Source organism: Candidatus Limnocylindrales bacterium, from assembly GCA_035626395.1.
Classification (GTDB): domain Bacteria; phylum Desulfobacterota; class Binatia; order UBA1149; family CAITLU01; genus DASPNH01.
Map to the genome: position 1 here is coordinate 130,578 of DASPNR010000031.1, position 21,179 is coordinate 151,756.

Genomic DNA, 21,179 nt, shown 5'->3' on the forward strand with positions numbered 1-21,179 from the left:
CTGCGCCGTCGCGCGACGCGCGGGAGCGAGAGCCGTCGCGCTCCCGGCGGGTAGGGCAGAAGGCGGAAGGGGTTCAGGCGGGGCTTTGGCCGGCATCGAGCGCGAGCAACGCGAAGCTGGCGAGCCAGTGCTCGCCCATGTAGTGGCCGGTGACGTGGGGCAGACTCGCCTCCAGGTGCATCCGCGCGGCCCGCTCCGCGCAAGCTCGCAGCGGGTCGTCATCGGAGAACGCCGATGCGATCCAGCGCCAGCACCACGACCTGCTCAGGTTGAGGCCGTCGAGATGGACGATGCGCGGATCGCTGCGATCGCTGACCGTCGCCGGCGTGAACAGCGTTGCCGGCTCGCAGCCCGCCGCGCGTGGAAGAAAGCGTGCGAACCATTCGCGAAACTCGCCCACGTGCATGGCGCGTCGCATGCACTGCGCCTCCACCAGCGCAGGCGACAGGAAATCCTCCAGCGATGGCTCCCATGCCTGGCAGCCGACGTCGCCGCCATACCATGCCAGCGCGGCCGCCGTTGCTGCCTGCGTCAGCCGCCGGTCCTCGACGACGTCGGCATATTCCTGCACCAGGCTCAGCGCGAAGGCGGTGTTGGCGTGCGTGCCGGAGCGGATCGGGTACCTCGCCCCCGGCAGGAACGACAGAAAGCGTTCGGTGAAGCAGTCGGCAAGCGGCGAGAGCCGCGAAGACCACCGCCGCCGCTGCGGGCTGCGCTCGCGAGCCAGCTCGGCGGCAAGCATGAGCAGCCACGCCCAGCCATAGGGCCGTTCGAACGCGCGCGACGACGGGCGGCGGAGGTAGTCGATCTCGGCGGCGACATTCTCGGTCGTCAGTTGCGTGTCCAGGAGCGCGGATATGGCGGGAGACTCCGGCAGCTCGGGGTAGAGGCGGTGCAGCCTGGCCAGGAGCCAGTAGCCGTGAACGCACGAGTGCCAGTCGAAGCTGCCATAGAAGAGCGGATGCAGCTGTCGCGGCGTTCTGGCGTCGGCGGGGCCGTCCAGGACGTGGTCGAGCTTGCTCGGAAACTCGCGCGTGACGTGACCGAGCGCGATCGCGGCAAAGCGCGACGCGATCTGGGCCGTCAGCGCGTGGGACGTCGGTGACCTCCGCGTATCGCTCGCAGAGGGCCCCGCCGCCATCTACGCCGCCTCGCCCTCGAACTGCGGCAGCGACTGGTAGCGTTCCACGTGCCAGTCGGCATCGCCGAACAGTCCCTGCAGCACGCGTACACGCTTGAAGTACAGGCCGATGTCCTGCTCGTCGGTGATGGCGATGCCGCCGAAGAGCTGGATCGCGTTTTCCTGCACGTACCATCCGCCCTGCTGCAGCTGGACCTTGGCGGCGGAGATCGCCGATTTGCGCTGCGTGGCGTCGGGATTGTCGGCCTGGATGGCGGCCAGCAGCATCATGCCCTTGCACAGCTCCACCTCAGCGAACATGTCGGAGGCGCGGTGCTGCAGCGCCTGGAACGCGCCGATCGGCTTGCCGAACTGCTTGCGCTGCTTGAGGTAGTCCACCGTCATGTTGAGCATCGTGGTCAGCTCGCCCTGCGCCTCGGCGCAGGCCGCGGCGGCGCCGCGATCGATCGCCCACTCGATGGAATCGTAGGCATCGCCTTCGCCGCCAAGGAGGCGATCGGCGTCCACCTCCACATTCTGCAGATCGAGCAGCGCGCTCGAATGTCCGTCCATGCCGTGGATGCGCGTGCGCGTCAGCCCCGGCGCATCGGCATCGACGATGAACAGCGACAGGCCGTTCTCCTCGCGCGGCGTGCCGGCGGTGCGGGCGACGACGATGATGTGGTCGGCGGCATGGCCGTTGAGGACCCAGGTCTTGCGGCCGTTGAGCACGTACTGGCCGCCGCTGCGTCTGGCGCTCGTCTCGCAGTCGGCGAGGTTGTAGCGGCTCTGGCGCTCGGCGTAGGCGAAGGCGAGCGAGGTGCGCCCTTCGAGCATCGGCGACAGGAACTTCTCGGTCTGCTCGCCGGTGCCCAGCCGAGACAGGAGCCCGCCCGCCAGCACGACCGAGGGGATGTACGGCTCGGGCACCAGGCCGCGGCCGAGCTGCTCCAGGATCAGCGCGACATCGGTGAAGTTGCCGCCGTAGCCGCCCTGATCCTCCGGGAACGCCACGGCCAGCCAGCCGTACTCGGCCATGTTCTGCCAGACCTTGGGCTCCCAGCCCTGCTGCGTCTCGCGAAGCTGGCGGAAGCGCGTCACGGGCGAATCGTTGTCGACGAACTTGCGGACGGCGTCGACGATCATCGTCTGTTCTTCGGTGAGCTCGAAATTCATCGCGTATCCTTCATGGGGCCAGGTCGTGCATTCGAGCATCGGGTCCCCGGAATGCTCGCATGCACGACCTGACCCCGTTCTTACTGCGGCAGGCCGAGGATGAGCTTGGAGATGATGTTCTTCTGGATCTCGTTGGAGCCGCCGTAGATGGTGCAGGCGCGCAGGTAGTTGAACTGCGATGCGATCCACAGCTGGTACTCGGGCATTGCTTCGGTTGGCGCATCGAACCAGCCCATCGCGCCGTGTCCGAGCGCGTCCATGGCCAGCTCGGTCACCTCCTGCTGCAGCTCGGTGCCGACGATCTTCAGGATCGAGCTCTCGGGCCCCGGCGCATGTCCGAGCTGCGCCGAGGCCAGCGTGCGCAGGTTGGCCATGCCGACCGTGCGATGGCGGATGTCGAGCCGCGCCAGACGTCGCCGGAACGCCGCATCGTCGAGCAGCGTGCCGTCGCCGACGGGCGTGTCGCGCGCGATGCGACGGATCAGCTGCAGCCAGCGCCCCGACTCGGCCACGCCGCCAATGGAGGTGCGCTCGTGCCCGAGCAGCGCCTTGGCCATCGACCAGCCCTGGTTCTCGGGCCCGACGCGGTTGGCCTGCGGCACGCGCGCGTTGTCGAACCAGGTCTCGGAGAAGGCCGGGGTTCCGCCGATGGTCAGGAACGGCTTCACCTCGATGCCGGGTGTGTTCTTGATGTCGGCCAGCAGGAACGAGATGCCCTCCTGCTGCTTGCCGGTCGAGTTGGTGCGCGCCAGCACGAAGATCCAGTCGGCGTACTGCGCGTAGGTGGTCCAGGTCTTCTGGCCGTTGAGGATGTAGTCGTCGCCGTCCTTGTCGGCGCGCAGCTGGAGGCTGGCCAGGTCCGAGCCGGAGTTCGGCTCGCTGTAGCCCTGGCACCAGACTTCCTCGCCCGAGAGGATCTTGGGCAGGAAGCGCTTCTTCTGCTCCTCGGTGCCGAACTGGATGATCAGCGGCCCGACCATCGTCAGCCCGAACGGCGACAGCGAGGGCGCATTGGCTCGAACCATCTCCTCGCTGAAGATGTGGCGCTGAGCCACGTCCCAGCCCGGCCCGCCTACCTCCTTGGGCCAATGGGGAGCGACCCATCCCTTCTTATGGAGGATGCGGTGCCACTCCATGATCTCTTCGTGCTCGAAGTGCCCGCCGGCCTCGGCCTTGTGCCGGATGTGCTCGGGCATGGCCTGCTTGATCCAGGCGCGGACCTCGTCACGGAATGCGATCTGCTCGGGCGTGTAGGACATGTCCATGGGCGAATCTCCTTGCGAGAACGCGGGAAATTACCGAGCCCCGGCGGGCAAGTAAACGCAGACGACACCGGCCGCGGCGCTCACAGCGCGGCATCGGTGCCAGCTCCGGAGACGTCGCCGGCGACGTCTGCCGACGCGACTCCCAGAAGCTGGGCGATACTGCGGCGCACGGCCCGGTGCGCGGCGGCGGCGTCGAGGTCGTGGCGCGTCCGCAGCTGGTTCCAGGTCGACCACGAGCAGGCGGCGCTCACCACCGCCACCGTCTCGCGCCGAAGCTGCGGCGCCAGCGGCGCCAGCTCCGGGGCGAACGTCTGCTCGATCTCCGAGCGCCGCACGCCGCGAATCCAGCCGAGACGTCGCGCCACCTCCGGCGAGAACGGCTCGTAGAGAATCGCCGCGCGCCGCACGGGCGTGACGCGCTCGTGAAGCTCGCACCAACGCTGGGCGAAGCGGTCCAGCCGCAGCTCGAAGGGTCCGTCCAGCGGCGCCGGCTCGGGCACCTCACGGCCGATGCGCTGGATCTGGATCATCGCCGCCTCCGACAGCAGCGTTTCCAGGTCCTGGAAGTGGCGAAAGACCGCCCGCTCCGAGACTCCCGCCTTCTTGGCGACGGCTCGCGCCGTGGGCCGGAGGAAGCCGTCCCCGACCAGGGCGAGGTAGGCCTCCGCCACGAGCCGGCGGGTTGCCGCCGACCGCTCGTTGCGGCCATCGCGCTTGGGCTTGGCGACCTCGGACACGCGGCGGGAATAACATTTGTCAGTCCGACTGCCAAATGTTAGAAGCAGTTTCGTCAGTCGCACTGACATAACAATTTCGAGGTCGCTACCGATGAAAAGAAGCCTGTCCCCAGCCTCCATCGCTTCGTTCCTGCAGTCGGATCGCTGGTTCGCGGCGCGCGTGGGCATGCTGCTCGCCGCGTGCGCGATGCTGGCGACGGCCTCGCTGGCACACGCCGGGGGCGTCATGCCGCAGCAGGACTGGGAGCGCACCGAGGTGCGGCAGAGCTGCGACGAGTACAACCCGCTGCGCAATCCCTACTTCGGCGACCTGCACGTGCACACGGCCTACTCGGCCGACGCCGTGCTGATCCGCACCCGCAACGGGCCTCGTGACGCCTATGCGTTCGCGCGCGGCGCCACCGTCGGCCTGCCGCCGTACGACGCAAGCGACCTGCCGACGCGCACCGCCACCATCGACCGTCCGCTCGACTTCACCGCCGTCACCGATCACGCCGAGGGTTTCGGCGAGGCGCAAATCTGCCTGCACCCGGGCTACCCCGGCTACGACGACCAGATCTGCGCGGACCTGCGCAACACCTTCGACAACGACTTCGTGCCGGCGCCGCTGCCGCCGCAGGCGTTCTACAACTTCTTCAATCCGCTCAACGTCGAAGATCCCGACCGCTTCGCTCTGTGCGGAGCCGGCGGCGCCGACTGCGCGGCCGAGGCCGCGGTCGTGTGGCAGGACACGCTCGCTGCCGCCGAGGAGCATTACGACAGGACCTCGGCGTGCGAGTTCACGACGTTCGCCGCCTACGAGTGGTCGAGCAACCTGGACGGCAACAATCTGCATCGCAACGTAATCTTCCGGAACGCGGAGGTGCCTCCGCTGCCCATTACGTACTACGAGGAGTGGACGCCCGAAGGTCTGTGGGAAGCGCTGCGCACCCAGTGCCTCGACGAAGACGGCAACTGCGACGTGCTCGCCATTCCCCACAACTCCAACCTTGCGCGCGACATGATGTTCCCTCGCAACATGACCGACGGCAGCTCGATGACCGCGGAGTACGCGGCCACGCGCAAGGCGATGGAGCCGCTGGTCGAGATCATTCAGAACAAGGGCGATGCCGAGTGCCGCCAGGGCGTGGGCGGCGCCACCGACGAGGAGTGCGGCTTCGAGAAGCTGAGCCGCTCGACGCTGTTCGGCACTTCGAACTGGAACCAGAACTTCGAGGACCGCGCCTACGTGCGCTTCGCGCTCAAGGACGGGATGATCAAGCAGAAAACGCTCGGCAGCAATCCCTTCCAGCTCGGCTTCATCGGCGGCACCGACACGCACAACGGCACTCCGGGCCTGGTCGACGAGAGCGACTACCCAGCCTCCGGACACATGGGCATCACCGAGTCCGAGCCGCGCTTCATCCTCAATCACAACCCGCCGGGCAAGATCGAAGGCAGCGGCGGCGGGCTGTCGGTGCTGTGGGCCGAGGAGAACTCTCGCGACGCACTGTTCGCGGCGATGCGCCGCCGCGAGACGTACGCAACCAGCGGCACGCGCCCGATCGTGCGCGTCTTTGCCGGCCGCTTCGCCGAGACTCTCTGCGACGATCCCGACTTCGTCGCCGAAGGCTATGACAAGGGCGTTCCGATGGGCGGCGAGATCGGCCCGATGCTCGGCAAGAGCGACATGCGCATTGCCGTGCTGGCGCAGAAGGATCCGGGGCTTCCCGGCGATCCGGGCACGCCGCTGCAGCGCATCCAGATCATCAAGGGATGGCACGGCAAGGACGGTATCAAGGAGAAGGTCTACGACGTCGCCGGCGACGCGGCCAACGGCGCCGGCGTCGATCTCGACACGTGCGAGCCCACCGGCACCGGCTTCGACACGTTGTGCACGGTCTGGAGCGATCCCGACTTCGATGCCAGCGAGCGCGCGTTCTACTATGTGCGCGTGCTCGAGAACCCGACCTGCCGCTGGAGCACGCATCTGTGCAACTCGCTGGGCGTGGACTGCTCGGCTCCCGAAAGCGTTCCCGCCGACTACGTGATGTGCTGCGACGAGCACACGCCGCTGACCCTCCAGGAGCGCGCTCTGACGTCGCCGATCTGGTATCAGCCGGAGCTGGTGACGCTGTCGAAGGGGCAGGTGCGATTCGGGGAGGAGCCGGGCACCGATCGCCTCAGCCTCAAGCTGTTCTTCGCCAAGGCGCCTTCCTCGCTCGATCCGCAGGCCCACGACCTGACCATCACCTTGCGCGACGAAGCGGGCGTCTTCACCGCCACCATTCCGGCCGGCACGATGGAAGTGAAGAAGCCGGGCAGCAAGTACCAGTACAAGGATCCCACCGGCGCCATCGCCGGCATCACCAGTCTGAGCGTCAAGATTGCAGGCAACGGCTCGGCACAGATCGGCCTGAAGACCGGCGACATCGATCTTGCCGGCCTCGAGCCGTCGGCGCAGACGCTGGCGATCGACGTCACCAGCGGCAGCTACTCGGCCACCGACCGGCACGAGTGGTTGCAGGCGGGCACGGCCCTGTCGTTCAAGCTGTAGACATGCGCCCCGCGATCCACTTCCTGCTGCTGGGGCTGATGCTGCTGGTGGGCACGCGCTACTGGAACGGCGCCGAGGCCGGCGAAGACGCACGCCGCCGCATCGTCATCGATGCCAGCCGAATCGAAGGCATCCGCCGCGCCTACGCCGTCGGCATGGGAGCGCCGCCGACCGAAGCCGAGCTGCAGGCGCTGCTCGACAAGACCGTCGAGGAGGAAGTGCTGTTCCGGGAGGCGCTCGCGCGCGGCCTCGAGCTTTCGGACCGGGCCATCGGCTGGCGCCTGGTGCAGAAGATGCGCTTCCTCGGCGAGGACGACGGCAACGCCAGCGCCGGCGAGCTGTACCGGCGCGCGCTCGAGATGGGGCTGCACCTGGAAGACCCGGTGGTGCGGCGGATTCTCGTGCAGAAGATGCGCCTGCTCGTCGGGCATCGCTCCGACAAGCCGAGCGACGAGGAGCTGGCCAGCTACTACCGGACGCACGGCCAGGCGCTGGTGCAGCCGCAGCGCGTGAGCCTGCGCCATGTCTTCTTCGACGCCTCCCGGCGCGGCGAGGACGGCTCGCGTGCGGAGGCCGAGCGCGCGGCACGGTCCGCCGCGTCCGCCGCGACGTTCGGGCGTGGCGATCCGTTCGTCATGGGCTCGCGCCTTGCTGCGCAGTCGCACAAGGACCTGGCCAAGCTGTTCGGCGCCGAGTTCGCCGACGCGATCTTCGCGTCGGGTCAGACCGGGCAATGGTTCGGGCCGATCCGTTCCGCCTACGGCTGGCACGTCGTGCAGGTGGACGAACGCCGTGGCGCCCGCGTCCCCGAGCTGGAGGCGGTTCGCTCGCAGGTCGAGCGCAGCCTGGCCGCCGAGCGCGCCGGCAAGCGGGTGCAGGAGTTCCTGCAGACGGCGCGGCGAGCGTACGAAGTGCGGCTCGAGCTCGGCGCGACGCGCGGAGGCGGCGATGCATAGGATCGTTGCACTGGCCACGCTGGCCGTCGCGTTGCTGTTCGCCGAGCGCGCGCACGCGCATGCGCTCGATCCGGTCCTGCTCGAGCTGCGCGAGCGCGGCGGCGGCATCGTGGATGTGACGTGGAAGGCCTCGCGCGCGCAGATTCCCGGCGTCGAGCTGGCGCCGGTGCTTCCCGAGCACTGCCGCCGAGCCGGCGAAACAACCGTCGTCGACGAGGACGACAGCTCCACGTCCACCTGGCGGATCGACTGCGGCAACGCCGGCCTGGCCGGCTCGATCGTCGGCGTCTCCGGGCTCGAAAGCACCGATGCGCTCTTGCGCGTGGAGCTGGCCTCCGGAGCGACGGATCGGCGCGTGCTCGGCACGTCGCGTCCCACCGTGCAAATCGAGGCGGCCCCATCGCGGCTGCAGGTGGTGCGGGATTACGCCGTTCTCGGTGTCGAGCACATTCTGGCCGGCCTCGACCACCTGCTGTTCGTGCTGGGGCTGCTCCTGCTCGTGCCGCGCGCCTCGCTGCTCGCGACGATCACGGCGTTCACCGCCGGCCACAGCGTCACGCTCGCGCTGGCGGCGCTGCAGATCGTGCAGGTTCCGCAGGCGCCGGTGGAAGTCGTCATTGCGCTCAGCATCTACGTGCTGGCGGTCGAGCTCGCACGCGGCGACGGCCGCCAGACGCTGCTTCGCCGGCGCCCGTGGGCAATGGCGCTGGCGTTCGGCTTGCTGCACGGGCTCGGCTTTGCCGGCGCGTTGGCCGAGACGGGGCTGCCGCAGACCGAAATCCCTCTGGCGCTGTTCGCGTTCAACGTCGGGATCGAGCTCGGGCAGATCGTGTTCGTTGCGGCGATGCTGGTGGCATCGGCGATGCTGCGCGGGCTGCTGACGCGATTGCCGTCCTGGGTACGGCTGGCTCCGGTCTATGTCATGGGCGCGTTGGCTGCGTTCTGGATGATGGAGCGCACCTCGCTCCTGCTCTGAGGCGGTCGGGCAAAGATCGTCACCCGCCGGCGGAACGTCACTCGGGGATGTCGATGCGCACGCGCGGCGGAACAGGGTAGAGGCGCTCGAGCGCGTCGTTGCGGCGCATGCCCAGCGCTTCGCGGTGGATGGCGAGCTCGTGCCGCACCCGCAGCGCCTTCTCGCGCAGCTCGTTGAACCGTACTTCCAGGCGATAGCGCTCCACGAACGTCGTCGCCGCTTCCAGCTCGTGCCCGCACAGCTCGAGCTCCAGAAGCGCGTGATCGACCTTGAGTGCGGCGCGCGACAGCGCCGAGGCCGCCTCGCGGACGATCTCGCGGCGGATGTCGTCGACGGCATCCTCCAGCGGCAACCTCTGTCGCAGCCGGTCCAGATACTCGCTGCGATAGCCGCGTGCTTCCAGGTCGCGGACGAGAAGCTCCCAGCGGCGCTCCGCCATGACCGGCATGTTGCCGCGGACGATCGTCGCGGGCCACGACGCCGGCGCGATTTTTTCCGATGAGCGGCGATCGTGCCTTCCGACCGCCCTGGCAGGGGGATAGGTTGCGGCGTCATGCGCTCCCGCAGCCGTCGCGCGTTCCGCGCAGTTTGGATGGCGATCGCCGCCGTGCCGCTGGCAGCGACGGTTGCGGCCTCGGCCATCGTCGCCGACTCGGCCGACGACGTCTGCGCGGCCGCAGACGACCCGTGCATCGTCAGCCAGGAGGTGCAGATCGCAGGCCTTCTGGATTTCGGCGGCCGCACCGTCCACGTCACCGGCGACGGTCGCCTCAGCGCCGGCGCCAATCACGCCGAGGTGCGCTGCGGCAACCTGACGGCGGACGTCGGCCAGGCGCATGCCGCCATCATCGTGCGCGGCACGAGCAACGGCACGTACCATGGCGGCTCGATGAAGATCCGCGCGCGCCTGGGCTGCGACGGCGGTCCGGGCGGCTGCATGAGCGACGAAGATTGCCATCTCGGGTCGTGTTCGGTTCGACGCTGCTCGCTGCGGCCCTCCGTCACCTGCGAGCAGGAGACGGACTGCATGCTCGGCACCTGCATTCCGCCCGGGCTGCCGAACGCCCGGCGCTGCACGGGCAACAATCTCGTTCGGTGCTCGACCAATACCGACTGCTCGCTAGGCACCTGCCCGACGGACAAGTTCTGCCAGGCGTACCCGAACCGGCCCGTCGCTTGCAGCACCGACACCGACTGCGATTTCGGACTATGCACGATCGAAAGCGGCAGCGTCGACCTGGGCGGTGCCATTCAGGGCGAGGCCGAAGAAGGAGGCTGGGTCGACATCGAAGCCGCGGGCGACGTGACGCTGCGCCGCACGACGTACCTGTCGGCCACCGCCGGCTTCTCGGATGCCGGCCGTCTCGAGATTCACTCCTTCGGCGGAAGCGTCAGGATCCTGGCGCCGGTCGACGCGACAGGCGCACTCGGCGGCGACGTCGAGATCGAAGCCGCAGTGGACGTGCACGTCGACGGCAAGCTCAGGCTGACGGGCGGAGTGGCGGGCGGCGGTTTCGCGCAGATCATCGGCTGGCGCGACGTGGTCGTTACCGACGACGTCCTGGTCAACGGCTCCGTCAATGGAGGCCGGGGCGGCTACATCTACGTCGACGCCGGCCGCGACGTCCGCATCGAAGGAGGCAGCGCCTCCGACCGTGTGCTGCTGACCGCGGATGGAGCCGCCATTGCCAACATCGAGGAGGCCGACACCGGCGACGCCGGTGACGTCGAAGTCGTGGCAGGCGACGACATCCACATCTCCGCATACGGTCGCTTCAGCGCCAGCGGCGGCGCTCCGCACGGCCCCGGCGGCAGCATCTGGTGGAAGGCCATCGGCGACATCGACGTCCACGGCCGCGTCTCGGCCAACTCGACCGGCGCTGCCGGCAGCGCCGGGTTCGTGCACATTCAGGCTGGCGAGGACGTCTTCGTCCACTCGGCGGCCGATCTGGAGGCGCTCGGCATTCTCGAGGCGGATGCCGGCGGCATCGAGATCGACGCCGGCGGCTCCGCGTCCATCCACGGCAGGCTCGAGCTCGACGGTTCCGACGCCTTCGCTGCTTCCGGCAACATCACGCTCGCCGCGTGCAATCTGCAGGTGGGTGCGAATGCGCTCGTGCACAACAAGGCGAACAGCGGCGGAAACGAGCTGCGGGCCGGAGGCGCCATCGAGGTCGCCAGCGGGGCCGCAATCAAGAACGCGCAGGGCTGGAACCTCGTGCGCAGCCGCAGCGACGCCCCCACTCCATCGATCCAAGGCGCGATCACGCCGCCGCCCGCCTTCGTCGTCGACGACACGATCGAAGCGTGCGTGCCATGCCAGGATCCTGGGCAGGCCGAGCCGATCGTCTGCGACGACGATGTCGCCTGCACGACCGACCTGTGCACGCCGAAAGGGTGCACGAGCACGCCGCAGCATTCGCTGTGTGCGGACGGCTCCTTCTGCAACGGGCAGGAACTGTGCGACGCAGGCGCCGGCTGCGTGGCCGCCGATGCCGTGGACTGCTCGCACCTGAACACGGCCTGCGCTGCCGGCAGCTGCAGCGAGCAGGCGCAAGCCTGCATTGCGATGCCCGTCGCCGACGGCACGGCCTGCGACGACGCCGACGCGTGCACCACCGGCGACGCCTGCTCATCCGGCGTGTGCCAGGGCGGCGAGGATCCCTCCTGCGCCGTCTGCGGCGACGGCACCGTCGACGTCGGCGAAGAGTGCGATGACGGCGATGACGATCATGCCCCGGGCGACGCGTGCGCGAGCGACTGCAGCGTGGTGCCATGCGGCTTCCCGCTCGGCGGCGGCCGCGACCACCCCGGTGCATCCGATGCTCTCTACGTTCTGCGCGCCGCCATCTCCCTCGTCGCCTGCGCGATGAGCGTGTGCGATGTCGACGGCAACGCCTCCCTCAGCGCCGGCGACTCGCTCTATCTGCTGGCGTACGCGGTCGGCCGCGACCTGCAGCTGCAGTGTCCGCCGTGAGCGGCCGAGCCTTTCGCGCGCGTCCCGTCACCATGGCGCTGCCGTGCAACGGCCCCTATCTACGCCAGGCCCGGCACCGGAAAGCGCAGGCAGGCGTTCTCGACCTCTGCGCGCAAGGCGGCAAGGGCCGCGGCGTCGTCGTGACGGCGTAGCGCGGCATCGATCCAGCTGCCGAGGCGGCGCATGTCCCCTTCGCGCATCCCGCGCGTGGTCGCCGCCGGCGTGCCCAGCCGCACCCCGCTCGGCCGCAGCGGCGGATTGGGGTCGTCGGGGATGATCTGCTTGTTCGTCGCGATGCAGATCGAATCCAGCGCGCGTTCGCCCGCGCGGCCGTCGATGCCGTAGCCGGCGATCGTATCCAGCACCATCATGTGATTGTCGGTGCCACCGGTGACGAGCGCGGCGCCGTTCGCCGACAGCGTGGCTGCCAGCACCTTGGCATTGCGCAGGACCTGCGCGGCATACTCGCGGAACTCGGGCTCCATGGCCTTCTTCAGCGTGATGGCGATGCCGGCGATCGTGTTCATGTGCGGCCCGCCCTGCAGGCCCGGGAACACCGAAGCGTCGATGCGCGCGGCGTGTTCCTTGCGGCACAGCACCATGCCGGCGCGGGGGCCGCGCAGGCTCTTGTGCGTCGTCGTGGTCACGACGTCGAAGCCGTGATCGAACGGGTTGGCCAGAGCGCCGCCGGCGATGAGCCCGCCGACGTGCGAGACGTCGGCCATGGCGCTGGCGCCCACTTCATCGGCGATCGCGCGAAAGGCGGCGTAGTCGTAGTCGCGCGGGTAGGAGGTATAGCCGCACAGCACGATCTTCGGCTTCTCGCGCCGCGCCGTCCGACGCAGTTCGTCGAAGTCGATGCGGCCGGCGTCGTCGGTGCGGGTCTTGTACCGAAGGAAGCGGAACAGCCGCCCCATATGCGAGACCGGTGCGCCGTGTGTCAGGTGGCCGCCATGCGACAGATCCATCGCCAGAATCGTGTCGCCGGGGTCGAGAAAGGCCAGGTATACCGCCTGGTTCATCGGCGAGCCCGACAGGGGCTGCACGTTGGCGTGCTCGCAGCGAAACAGACGACGCGCGCGGTCGCGGGCGATATCCTCGACGATGTCAGTGTATTCCTGGCCGCCATAGTAGCGACGGCCCGGATAGCCTTCGGAGTACTTGTTGGTCAGGACCGACCCCAGCGCGGCCAGAACCTCGGGGTACGTGTAGTTCTCCGAAGGGATCAGCTCGATGCCGCGCCGCTGGCGCGTCTCCTCGCCGCAGAGGGCGTCCGCGACCTCCGGGTCGTATAGCTCGAGCGCCTCTCGATGAGTCGAATGCGGGAACTGCAGTCGCGCCGTTTCCATGGCCGGGACTATCGCCGAGCCCGCGTTGACAAGTAAAGTGAAACATCGGACGCACATCGTTCGATGAAATCGAACGTGGCCCATCTCGACAGGCTCGATCTCAACAAGCTGATCACGTTCCTGGTCATCGCCGAATCCGGCGGCGTGGCCGCGGCCGCGCGTCAGCTTTCGCTGACGCGCTCGGCGATCAGCCACAGCCTCGCCGCCCTGGAATCGGCGCTCGGAGCCACGCTGTTCCACCGTGTCGGCAAGACGATGGTGCTGACGCCGGAGGGGCGGCGACTGCGCGCCGTGGTGTCCGACGCGCGCGACCGGCTGTCGGAAGCGCTGACCGAGGTGCTCGGAGGCAGCAAGGAAGTCAGCGGCACGGTACGTGTCGGCCTCTTCACCGGCTTCTCACGCTTCCGCATCGCCGCGGTGGTCGACGAGTTCACGCGGCAGTATCCCGCGGCTCGCGTGCGTGTGGGCTTCGGCCCGCAGAGCTGGCTTGCCGAAGAGCTGACGGCGGGCCGGCTCGATTTCACCTTGTCGCTGCGGCCGGGGGGGCCGAGCCTGCCGCACATCCGCTCGCAGCGGCTGTTCGAGCAATCGCTCGTGCTGGCGGCGCCGCCTTCGAAGTCGCGACGCATCATGAACCCGGAGGCATTGTCTCGCCTTGCACTGATCGACTACTACCAGAGCGACCCTCTCATCGATCGCTGGGCACGCCACCACTTCGGCGCGCGGCGCGCCGCGCGCGATCGGATCCGCTGCTGGGTCGCCACGACCGATCTGGCCGTCGAGCTGGTCCTTCGAGGGGCCGGCGCAGCGGTACTCCCGAGCGACGTAGCCGAGCCGTTCCAGGAAGAAGGGCGGCTGTCGGTGCTGCGCGGGCCGAGGGAACCGATGCGCGATCCGGTGTGGCTCAATCAGCTCGCGAGCGCGCGGCGGGTAAAGGCGCTCGATGCGTTCCGGGAGCTGCTCGTGCGGGAGGCGCCATAGCGGCAGCGGTAGCGCGCGCTGCGGTGCGGGAGGCGCGACAGCCGCGGCGATTGCGCGCGCTGCCGTGCTTGAGGCGCGACAGCCGCAGCCGTGCCCAGCCGCGACGCGGGAGGCACGACCCGCACGTAGGTTTTCAGGCGAGTGTCGGCAGGAACGCCGCTTCTACTGCGGCAGCGCCGGGTAGGGCAGGCGCACCAGGCCACGGTGCTCGGGATCGAATGGCGTCAGGTAAACGCCCTGGGGTCCAGGCACCGCCGAAGCGATGTTGCTCAGTGCCGGCCCCTCGTACATCGCAGCATACAGCGGCGTGCTGCCGTCGGCGCTGAGAACGACGACGCCCGTTCGCCGCGATTGCGGCACGCGCTCCAGCGGCAGGCGCAGAAACAGCGGCTTGATCCACGCATTGGCGTGCAGCCATGTCAGCAGCGCGCTGCGCTCCTTGATCAGCCCCGCCCAGATGCGGCCGTGGTCGTCGCGGTCCAGGCCGTCGGGCATGCCGCCGAGTCCGTCGAGCACGACCTGCGCCGTGCCTGCACGAGCGCCCGCGATGAAGAATCGCGTCAGCCGAAACTGCGGCGTTTGGCTGACGAGCACCGACTCCTCTCGCGCCTTGCCCGGATGCAGGTCGAAGAGGACGCCGTCGATGAAATGGTAGCCTTCGGCAATCAGGCGCGTGACGCCCGTATCCAGATCGTGCCGCCACAGCCTCCCGTTGGCTGCCAGCGAAACCGCTTCAACCAGCGCGCCGCCGCCCATCGACGCGCCTTCGTACGAGAAGGGCTCGGAGAAGTAGATGCGGCGGCCGTCCTGCGAGAGCTCGAGATCGTTGCAGAATGCCAGCGGTCTGCTCCCGCCGCTCGCGTTGCCTGCGAGCTCGGGAGCGTCGCCGTCATCGCGGTAGATGACGGGGCGGGCGTGCTCGATGGCAGTGGCGGGCACGCGAAGGACCACCGGCGTGACGGCGCGCGTCGCCACGTCCAGCCGGTAGAGTCCCACCGCCTCGCCGGCCGGATACGTCTGTCCGTGAAGGTGCGAGGCGCACAAGTAGATGGTGGAGGGGTCGCCCGGCGCCTCGTGCATGCCCGAGGGCATGAGCGGCGGATCGAGAAACGGCTCGGCGGCGTGCGTGCGGAGGTCGACCTTCCACAAGCGGCCGTCCATCGCGCTGACCAGCGCCGCGGCGCCACCGTCGACGAACACGATGTCGTCGTGCCCGGGAAGGTCGGATGGGAAGCTCTGCAGCGAGGACGCGAACTGCTGCGATCGGTCGACGGCCATCATCGCGCGCACGGTGTCTTCGGCGAAGGCGATGCTCGGCGCCGGCGCGACTTCTGGCCGCGGTGCGGTGGCCAGCCACCACAGCGCGAGCAGTGCAGCGACGACGGCGACGGTCCTCATGGGCACGGCTGCTTTCCAGCATTTCCTGCCTCGCGTCAACGGCGGCAGGTTCTGCCTGCGCCGCTGATGCCGGCGGCTGCGACGGTGGCCGAGGAAGTCGATCGCTGCTAAAGCTCGCAGGATGAAGATCTGCATCCTGGGTGCAACCGGTCTCGTTGGACGCGAGACCCTCGAGCTGGTCGGGCGTGCTTGGCCCGGCGCGGAACTGTTCCTCTACGCGAGCCGCGATCAGGAGATGGAGCTTCGCGAAACGCGCTACCCGGTCCTTGCGGCCGCGCGCCTCGAGGAGACGACGGCACCCAAAGGCGATCTCGCTTTCGTCGCGCTCGATGACGAGCACAGCAAGCGCTACGTGCCGCGGCTGCTCGAGCTCGGCTACCGCGTCATCGACAAGAGCAACACGTACCGCGGCGATCCGAACGTGCCGCTGGTGGCGGCCGGCGCCAACTCGCATCGCGTCACCGACGACGTTCGCCTGGTGGCCAATCCCAACTGCACGACGATCCCGCTGACGCTGGCGCTGCAGCCGCTGCGGAAGAAATTCGGTCTGGAGGAAGTCACTGTCAGCACCTATCAGGCCGTCAGCGGTGCCGGCATCGCCGCGCTCGATACGTTCCTGGCGGCGAGCCACGAAGGCTACGGCGCCGTCGACCGCCTCGGCAAGGTTTTCGATCCCAAGGCGTATGCGGGCAACACCGTGCCGCACAACGGCGGCACCGACGACAGCGGCTTCTCGTCCGAAGAGCGCAAGCTCATGTTCGAGGCGCGCAAGATCCTCGAGATCCCCGAGCTGCCGGTCAGTGCCCAGTGCTGCCGCGTGGCAGTGGCCGTGGGCCACTACGAGAACGCGTGGGTGACGTTCGAGAAGCCCGTCGAGCCGTCGGCGGTGGCCGAGGTGCTCGGTGACGAGAAGCAGGCGCCGTTCGTGCGCTTCCTCTCCGGTGCGGCCGGCGAGGGCCTGTCGTCCGTTGCGAGCGTCGGCGACCGCGATCGCGCCCTGGTCGGACGCGTGCGCAAGGACGCGCGCGATCGCAGCGGGCGCAGCCTGTGTCTGACGGTTGTCGCCGACAACCTGCGCCTGGGCGCGGCGACCAACGCCGTGCGCATAGCCAGCCGCTGGTTTGCGTCGAAGGATAGGGAGCTTCAGGCCCCGTAGCGGCGGGCGGACGCGCATAGCGGCCGATCTGCTTCGTTGCAGTCCTCGGGGCTCGCTGCGGCGGGCCTCCAGCCCGCCTGCGCTCGGCTGCACGGCGCTGTAGGATGTGGGCGTGGGTGCGACGATCGAGCTACGCGGCGTTTCCAAGCGGTACGGGGATCGATTGGCGGTCGAGAATCTGACCCTCACCGTCGCCGGCGGCGAGCTGCTGGTCATCGTCGGGGAGTCGGGGTGCGGAAAGACGACCGCGCTGAAGATGATCAACCGGCTGGTCGAGCCGACGGCCGGTGCCGTGCTGCTCGACGGGCAGGATGTCTCGCTGCTGGCTCCTCACGAGCTGCGCCGGCGCATCGGCTACGTCTTCCAGCGCGTCGGTCTGTTTCCTCACATGACGGTCGCCGAGAACGTCGGCATCACGCCGTCGCTTCTGGGCTGGCAGCCCGGGCGCATCCGGCAGCGCGTGGATGAGCTGCTCTCACTGGTCGAGCTCGATCCCGACGAAGTGCGCGAGCGCATGCCCGCCGACCTCTCGGGCGGGCAGCAGCAGCGCGTCGGCGTCGCCCGCGCGCTGGCGGCCGGAGCCACCATCGTTCTTCTCGACGAGCCGTTCGGAGCGCTCGACCCGCTGACGCGCCGCCGTCTGCACGACGCCTTCGACGCGGTCCGGCGGCGGCTGGCGGTGACTTCGATCCTCGTCTCGCACGACATGAGCGAGGCCCTGCTCCTCGCCGACCGCATCGCGGTCATGCGGGCCGGCAGGCTCGTTCAGATCGGCACGCCGTGCGAGCTTCTCCGGCGCCCGGCCGACGATTACGTGCGCGGCCTGCTGGAGACGCCGACGCACGAGTCGCGGCGTATTGCCGAAATGATCGGAGCGGCCACGTGAGCGAGCAGCTCGCGCTGCTGCCGGAGTACCTGACCGCCCATCTGCAGCTGACGGTCGTGGCGATGCTGCTGGCGACGCTCATCAGCGTTCCCCTCGGCATCGCTGCCACGCGCATGCCGTGGCTGGAGCGCGCGGTCCTGGGTTTCGCCTCGATGGTGCAGACCGTTCCTGGTCTTGCGCTGCTGGCGGTGATGGTGCCGCTGCTTGCGGCGTTGCGCCTTCCAAGCATCGGCTTCGTGCCTGCGATCGTCGGTCTGACGCTCTACGCGCTGCTCCCGATCCTGCGCAACACGGCAACGGGGATCGCCTCGGTCGATCCGTCCGTGATCGAGGCCGCGCTCGGCGTGGGGATGACGCGGCGGCAGCAGCTGGCGCGCGTCGAGATACCGCTGGCCATGCCGATGATCGTCGCCGGCATACGCACGGCCACGGTCTGGACCGTCGGCATGGCGACGCTGGCCACGCCGGTCGGGGCGGTCAGCCTCGGCAACTACATCTTCAGCGGGCTGCAGACGCGGAACGTTGCTGCCGTGCTCGTCGGATCGGCGGCGGCCGCCGCCCTGGCGTTGCTCCTGGACGGCATCGTGCGTCTGGCAGAGAGCGGCGCTCGCAGGCGGCGGCCGGGGCTGCTGTGGACGGGCTGCGCGCTCGGCATCGCCATCACGGCCTACGCAGGATTGGCGTCGACGGCGCCGCCCCGCACGGCACGAACGATCGTCATTGGCGCCAAGCCCTTCACCGAGCAGCTGATCCTAGGCGAGATCCTGAGCGCCTGGATCGGCGAGCGCACCGGCGCGGCGACGCGCTTGTTGCCGGCTCTAGGCTCCACCGTGGCGTTCGACGCGTTGCGCGCCGGCGAGATCGACGTCTATGTCGACTACAGCGGCACGCTGTGGACGACGGTCCTGCATCGGCAGGAGCTGCCGGCAAGCCGACAAGAACTGCTGGCGCAGGCCGCGCGCCAGCTCGAGCAGGAACACCGGGTGCGCATCGTCGCGAATCTCGGCTTCGAGAACGCCTACGTGCTGGCGATGCGGGAGACCGATGCATCCGGGCGTGGCATCGAGGCGATCAGCGACCTGCAGCCGCTCGCCCACTCCGCCAGCATCGGCGGCGACTACGAGTTCTTCGCGCGGCCCGAATGGCGCCGCCTGCGCGAGGTGTACGGCCTGCGCTTCGCGCAGGAGCGGACGATGGATCCGTCCTTGTTGTATCCGGCGGCGGCCCGCGGTGACGTCGACGTGGTCAGCGCTTACTCCACCGACGGCCGGCTGGCGGCGGCGAGGCTGCGCATCCTGCGCGACGATCGCCTCGCCATCCCGCCCTACGACGCCGTCGTGCTCGCGCGTGCAGTGTTGCTGGAGGAGCAGCCGCGGCTGCGGGAAGCGCTGGCGGCGCTGGAGGGAAGCATCGACGTGCGGGCGATGCAGCGCATGAATCTGGCGGTCGACGTCAACGGCTACACGCCGGGGCAGGTGGCGCGCAACTTCGTCGCGGCTCGCAAGGTCACTCCTCCGGAGGCCCGCCCGAGCGTGCGACCTGGTCCGCCTTGATCCTGGAGGCATCGAACCGCCTGGCGGACGCGATCATACGGTCCAACGTCGCATCGAAGTCGGCCTTGGCCCCGCGCTGGAACCGCAGCGGGTTGATGCGGGCGACGACGAAGTTCTTGAGGTACGGGCTTTCGAAGCCGCGCGATTTGAGCGACGCCACCGCTGCAGTGACCGCCTCGTCGAGCTGCAGCAGCTTTTCGGCGCGTGCTTCGCGCGTGGTGATCGCCCTGGGCAGCCGGCTTGCCAGAAACGACTCCGTGCGCGTGAGCACCGGGCGATAGACGCTGCCGGCGAAGCGGCCGTTGCGCTCGTAGCAGATGCCGAGCGTCAGAAGCGCCGGCTCCTCGAACATGAGCGCGAAGTCGCGCTCCGGCCCTGCATCGGTCGCGGCCAGGTCGCGCGCCATGCGAATCACCTCGAGCGCCTTCTCGCGCAGGTTGTGCGCCTTCTCCGTGTTCAGCGCCAGGATCTGGTAGGTGATGTCCGACTCGGGCACGAGCAGCGCGACGATGCTGCGGGCGCCCAGGCGCCGCATCGCGTTCAGCCGGTGATTGCCGTTGGGCGTCCAGTACGTGCCGTCGTCGCGGCGCACGGCGATGATCGGATCGAGGAAGCGTCCGAGCTGATCCACCCGCGAGGACAGCCGCTCGACATGCGCCTCGGAGACGTCGCGCTGGAAAGGTGTGGGCGCAACCTTGTCGATGGGGAGCGCCACCACCAGCTGCCAGAGGCCGCCGAGCGGATCGCGATAGGCGCCGGCCACGGTGCCCCCGTCGGACTCGACCGTTGCGGCGAGCCTTGCGACGGCGGCTGGAAGGTTCTCGCTGCAGATCTGGCGAGGCGTCAGGCCGCGGGAGGCCGGTTCGGCGCCTTTCTTCTTCTTTCGGCTCGTCGTCTTGCGCGCGCCCATGGATCAGGCGGGCAGCGGCAGACGCACGGTGAACTCGCTGCCCTTGCCGACGCCGTCGCTGTGGACCTGGATCGTGCCGCCGTGCAGCGTCACCAGGTTCTTGACCAGGGAGAGCCCGATGCCGAGGCCTCCGTTGGACTTGTCGCGCGCGCTCTCGACCTGCGTGAACAGATCGAAGATCCGCGGCAGCATGTCGGCCGCGATGCCGATGCCGGTATCCTCGACGTGCACGACGGCTTCGAGCGGCTCCACGGTCGCCTTGACCCAGATCTTTCCGCGGTCCGGCGTGTACTTGACGGCATTGCCGATGAGATTGACGAAGATCTGGTGCAGGCGCAGCGGGTCGGCGTCGACGATGATCGGCCCGGACGGAAGCAGAAGATCCAGGTCGTGTCCCCGCTCGCGTGCATCATGGGCAACGTCCTCGACCGCCTTCTCGAGCACGGTCTGCAGCACGACCGGCTCGAGCTTCACGTCGATCTTGCCGGCGCGGATCCGCGTCAGGTCGAGGAGATCGTCGACCAGCCGATGGATGAACGCGACCTGACGCTCGATGAGATTGATGGGGTATTCGACGTTGGGGATGTCGGCCGCGGCCAGGCGCAGCAGATGCACGGCATTGGTCAGTGGCGCCAGAGGATTTCGCAGCTCGTGCGAGAGCGTGGAAAGGAAGACGGTTTTCTGCTCGTCCTCGCGAGCCAGCCTCTCGGCGCGCTTTCGTAGCGCCTCGATGTAGCCTTTCTGGTCGGTGCGGTTTCGGAGAATCTTGCCGAAGGCGAAGATGCGGCCGTCGCGATCCTTGAGCGGCGTGGTCGCTCCCGCCGCCCAGAACCTCGAGCCGTCCTTTCGCTGCAGCCACCGATCGTTTTCCGCGGCGCCGCTCGAACGCGCCACTGCCAGCTCGTGGTCGGGCAGGCCCATCGCATTGTCTTCCGGCACGAACAGGACCGACAGCGGTTGCCCGTTCATCTCTTCGGCGCTGGCTCCGAAGATCTCCTCCGCGCTGGGGCTCCACCACAGGATGCGACCGTCGGCGTCGAGCAGGATGAACGCGTGCTCGCGCGCCTGCTCGGCCAGGAGGCGCAGAAGGTCTTCGGTGGGTGGCGTCATCGATGCCTGCGTCTCCTGTATGTGGACCGCCCCAGGATTGGGAGCAACACGTTCGCGGGAAGCGCCGCGCAGATGAGGCCAACGTGCGGCACG

Annotated in this window: 17 protein-coding genes; 8 read left to right on the forward strand and 9 right to left on the reverse strand. The window is 68.8% G+C overall.

The window, feature by feature from the left end:
- Positions 1-73: 73 nt before the first annotated feature.
- The 4 genes from VEC57_12065 to VEC57_12080 all read right to left on the reverse strand — a co-directional run bounded on the left by VEC57_12065 (position 74) and on the right by VEC57_12080 (position 4,298).
- Positions 74-1,141, reverse strand: a complete 1,068-nt coding sequence (locus VEC57_12065) for a DUF2891 domain-containing protein (GenBank protein HYB99856.1) — start codon at positions 1,139-1,141, stop codon at positions 74-76.
- On the reverse strand, positions 1,142-2,296 hold the full coding sequence (locus VEC57_12070; protein ID HYB99857.1) for an acyl-CoA dehydrogenase family protein: 1,155 nt from the start codon (positions 2,294-2,296) through the stop codon (positions 1,142-1,144).
- 80 nt (positions 2,297-2,376) lie between these two features.
- Positions 2,377-3,561 carry an acyl-CoA dehydrogenase family protein gene (locus tag VEC57_12075; GenBank protein ID HYB99858.1) on the reverse strand — a complete coding sequence of 395 codons (1,185 nt, stop codon included), beginning with the start codon at positions 3,559-3,561 and terminating at the stop codon, positions 2,377-2,379.
- Between the two features lie 80 nt (positions 3,562-3,641).
- Positions 3,642-4,298 carry a TetR/AcrR family transcriptional regulator gene (locus VEC57_12080; protein HYB99859.1) on the reverse strand — a complete coding sequence of 219 codons (657 nt, stop codon included), beginning with the start codon at positions 4,296-4,298 and terminating at the stop codon, positions 3,642-3,644.
- 91 nt (positions 4,299-4,389) lie between these two features.
- On the opposite strand from VEC57_12080, the gene VEC57_12085 reads away from it, so the two are divergent.
- The 3 genes from VEC57_12085 to VEC57_12095 are packed head-to-tail and all read left to right on the forward strand — an operon-like array spanning position 4,390 to position 8,766.
- On the forward strand, positions 4,390-6,834 hold the full coding sequence (locus VEC57_12085; GenBank protein HYB99860.1) for a DUF3604 domain-containing protein: 2,445 nt from the start codon (positions 4,390-4,392) through the stop codon (positions 6,832-6,834).
- A gap of 2 nt (positions 6,835-6,836) precedes the next feature.
- On the forward strand, positions 6,837-7,790 hold the full coding sequence (locus VEC57_12090; GenBank protein ID HYB99861.1) for a peptidylprolyl isomerase: 954 nt from the start codon (positions 6,837-6,839) through the stop codon (positions 7,788-7,790).
- Positions 7,783-8,766 carry a HupE/UreJ family protein gene (locus tag VEC57_12095; protein HYB99862.1) on the forward strand — a complete coding sequence of 328 codons (984 nt, stop codon included), beginning with the start codon at positions 7,783-7,785 and terminating at the stop codon, positions 8,764-8,766. The genes VEC57_12090 and VEC57_12095 overlap by 8 nt, the downstream gene beginning before the upstream one ends.
- A gap of 37 nt (positions 8,767-8,803) precedes the next feature.
- On the opposite strand, the gene VEC57_12100 is transcribed toward VEC57_12095, so the two are convergent.
- Positions 8,804-9,214: a hypothetical protein gene (locus VEC57_12100; protein HYB99863.1), complete on the reverse strand. Its 411-nt coding sequence runs from the start codon at positions 9,212-9,214 to the stop codon at positions 8,804-8,806.
- A gap of 144 nt (positions 9,215-9,358) precedes the next feature.
- Here VEC57_12100 and VEC57_12105 point away from each other — a divergent pair, with 144 nt between their 5' ends.
- The gene (locus tag VEC57_12105) at positions 9,359-11,743 is read left to right on the forward strand and encodes a hypothetical protein (GenBank protein ID HYB99864.1); all 2,385 of its coding nucleotides are present in this window, start codon (positions 9,359-9,361) and stop codon (positions 11,741-11,743) included.
- 59 nt (positions 11,744-11,802) lie between these two features.
- On the opposite strand, the gene glyA is transcribed toward VEC57_12105, so the two are convergent.
- Positions 11,803-13,092: a serine hydroxymethyltransferase gene (gene glyA / locus VEC57_12110; protein HYB99865.1), complete on the reverse strand. Its 1,290-nt coding sequence runs from the start codon at positions 13,090-13,092 to the stop codon at positions 11,803-11,805.
- A gap of 63 nt (positions 13,093-13,155) precedes the next feature.
- On the opposite strand from glyA, the gene VEC57_12115 reads away from it, so the two are divergent.
- The gene (locus VEC57_12115; protein HYB99866.1) at positions 13,156-14,073 is read left to right on the forward strand and encodes a LysR family transcriptional regulator; all 918 of its coding nucleotides are present in this window, start codon (positions 13,156-13,158) and stop codon (positions 14,071-14,073) included.
- A 162-nt stretch (positions 14,074-14,235) separates the two neighbouring features.
- Here VEC57_12115 and VEC57_12120 read toward each other — a convergent pair whose 3' ends face one another.
- The gene (locus VEC57_12120; protein ID HYB99867.1) at positions 14,236-15,471 is read right to left on the reverse strand and encodes a hypothetical protein; all 1,236 of its coding nucleotides are present in this window, start codon (positions 15,469-15,471) and stop codon (positions 14,236-14,238) included.
- A gap of 121 nt (positions 15,472-15,592) precedes the next feature.
- Here VEC57_12120 and VEC57_12125 point away from each other — a divergent pair, with 121 nt between their 5' ends.
- From VEC57_12125 to VEC57_12135, 3 genes are all read left to right on the forward strand, one after another.
- The gene (locus VEC57_12125) at positions 15,593-16,627 is read left to right on the forward strand and encodes an aspartate-semialdehyde dehydrogenase (protein HYB99868.1); all 1,035 of its coding nucleotides are present in this window, start codon (positions 15,593-15,595) and stop codon (positions 16,625-16,627) included.
- A 112-nt stretch (positions 16,628-16,739) separates the two neighbouring features.
- Positions 16,740-17,513 carry an ATP-binding cassette domain-containing protein gene (locus VEC57_12130; protein ID HYB99869.1) on the forward strand — a complete coding sequence of 258 codons (774 nt, stop codon included), beginning with the start codon at positions 16,740-16,742 and terminating at the stop codon, positions 17,511-17,513.
- Entirely contained in the window at positions 17,510-19,066 is a 1,557-nt protein-coding gene (locus VEC57_12135) for an ABC transporter permease/substrate-binding protein (protein ID HYB99870.1), read from the forward strand. Before VEC57_12130 ends, VEC57_12135 begins: the two co-directional genes overlap by 4 nt.
- On the opposite strand, the gene VEC57_12140 is transcribed toward VEC57_12135, so the two are convergent.
- Positions 19,020-19,976, reverse strand: a complete 957-nt coding sequence (locus tag VEC57_12140) for a ParB N-terminal domain-containing protein (GenBank protein ID HYB99871.1) — start codon at positions 19,974-19,976, stop codon at positions 19,020-19,022. The two genes, VEC57_12135 and VEC57_12140, sit on opposite strands and share 47 nt — an antisense overlap.
- 3 nt (positions 19,977-19,979) lie before the next feature.
- Positions 19,980-21,086 carry a PAS domain-containing sensor histidine kinase gene (locus VEC57_12145; GenBank protein HYB99872.1) on the reverse strand — a complete coding sequence of 369 codons (1,107 nt, stop codon included), beginning with the start codon at positions 21,084-21,086 and terminating at the stop codon, positions 19,980-19,982.
- Positions 21,087-21,179 lie beyond the last annotated feature (93 nt).

Coding starts and splice junctions, on each gene's coding strand:
- glyA (HYB99865.1), bottom strand. CDS start 13,092: ATGGAAACGGCGCGACTGCAGTTCCCGCATTCGACTCATCGAGAGGCG.
- VEC57_12075 (HYB99858.1), bottom strand. CDS start 3,561: ATGGACATGTCCTACACGCCCGAGCAGATCGCATTCCGTGACGAGGTC.
- VEC57_12095 (HYB99862.1), top strand. CDS start 7,783: ATGCATAGGATCGTTGCACTGGCCACGCTGGCCGTCGCGTTGCTGTTC.
- VEC57_12140 (HYB99871.1), bottom strand. CDS start 19,976: ATGGGCGCGCGCAAGACGACGAGCCGAAAGAAGAAGAAAGGCGCCGAA.
- VEC57_12085 (HYB99860.1), top strand. CDS start 4,390: ATGAAAAGAAGCCTGTCCCCAGCCTCCATCGCTTCGTTCCTGCAGTCG.
- VEC57_12105 (HYB99864.1), top strand. CDS start 9,359: ATGGCGATCGCCGCCGTGCCGCTGGCAGCGACGGTTGCGGCCTCGGCC.
- VEC57_12070 (HYB99857.1), bottom strand. CDS start 2,296: ATGAATTTCGAGCTCACCGAAGAACAGACGATGATCGTCGACGCCGTC.
- VEC57_12145 (HYB99872.1), bottom strand. CDS start 21,086: ATGACGCCACCCACCGAAGACCTTCTGCGCCTCCTGGCCGAGCAGGCG.
- VEC57_12065 (HYB99856.1), bottom strand. CDS start 1,141: ATGGCGGCGGGGCCCTCTGCGAGCGATACGCGGAGGTCACCGACGTCC.
- VEC57_12125 (HYB99868.1), top strand. CDS start 15,593: ATGAAGATCTGCATCCTGGGTGCAACCGGTCTCGTTGGACGCGAGACC.
- VEC57_12090 (HYB99861.1), top strand. CDS start 6,837: ATGCGCCCCGCGATCCACTTCCTGCTGCTGGGGCTGATGCTGCTGGTG.
- VEC57_12115 (HYB99866.1), top strand. CDS start 13,156: ATGAAATCGAACGTGGCCCATCTCGACAGGCTCGATCTCAACAAGCTG.
- VEC57_12100 (HYB99863.1), bottom strand. CDS start 9,214: ATGCCGGTCATGGCGGAGCGCCGCTGGGAGCTTCTCGTCCGCGACCTG.
- VEC57_12120 (HYB99867.1), bottom strand. CDS start 15,471: ATGAGGACCGTCGCCGTCGTCGCTGCACTGCTCGCGCTGTGGTGGCTG.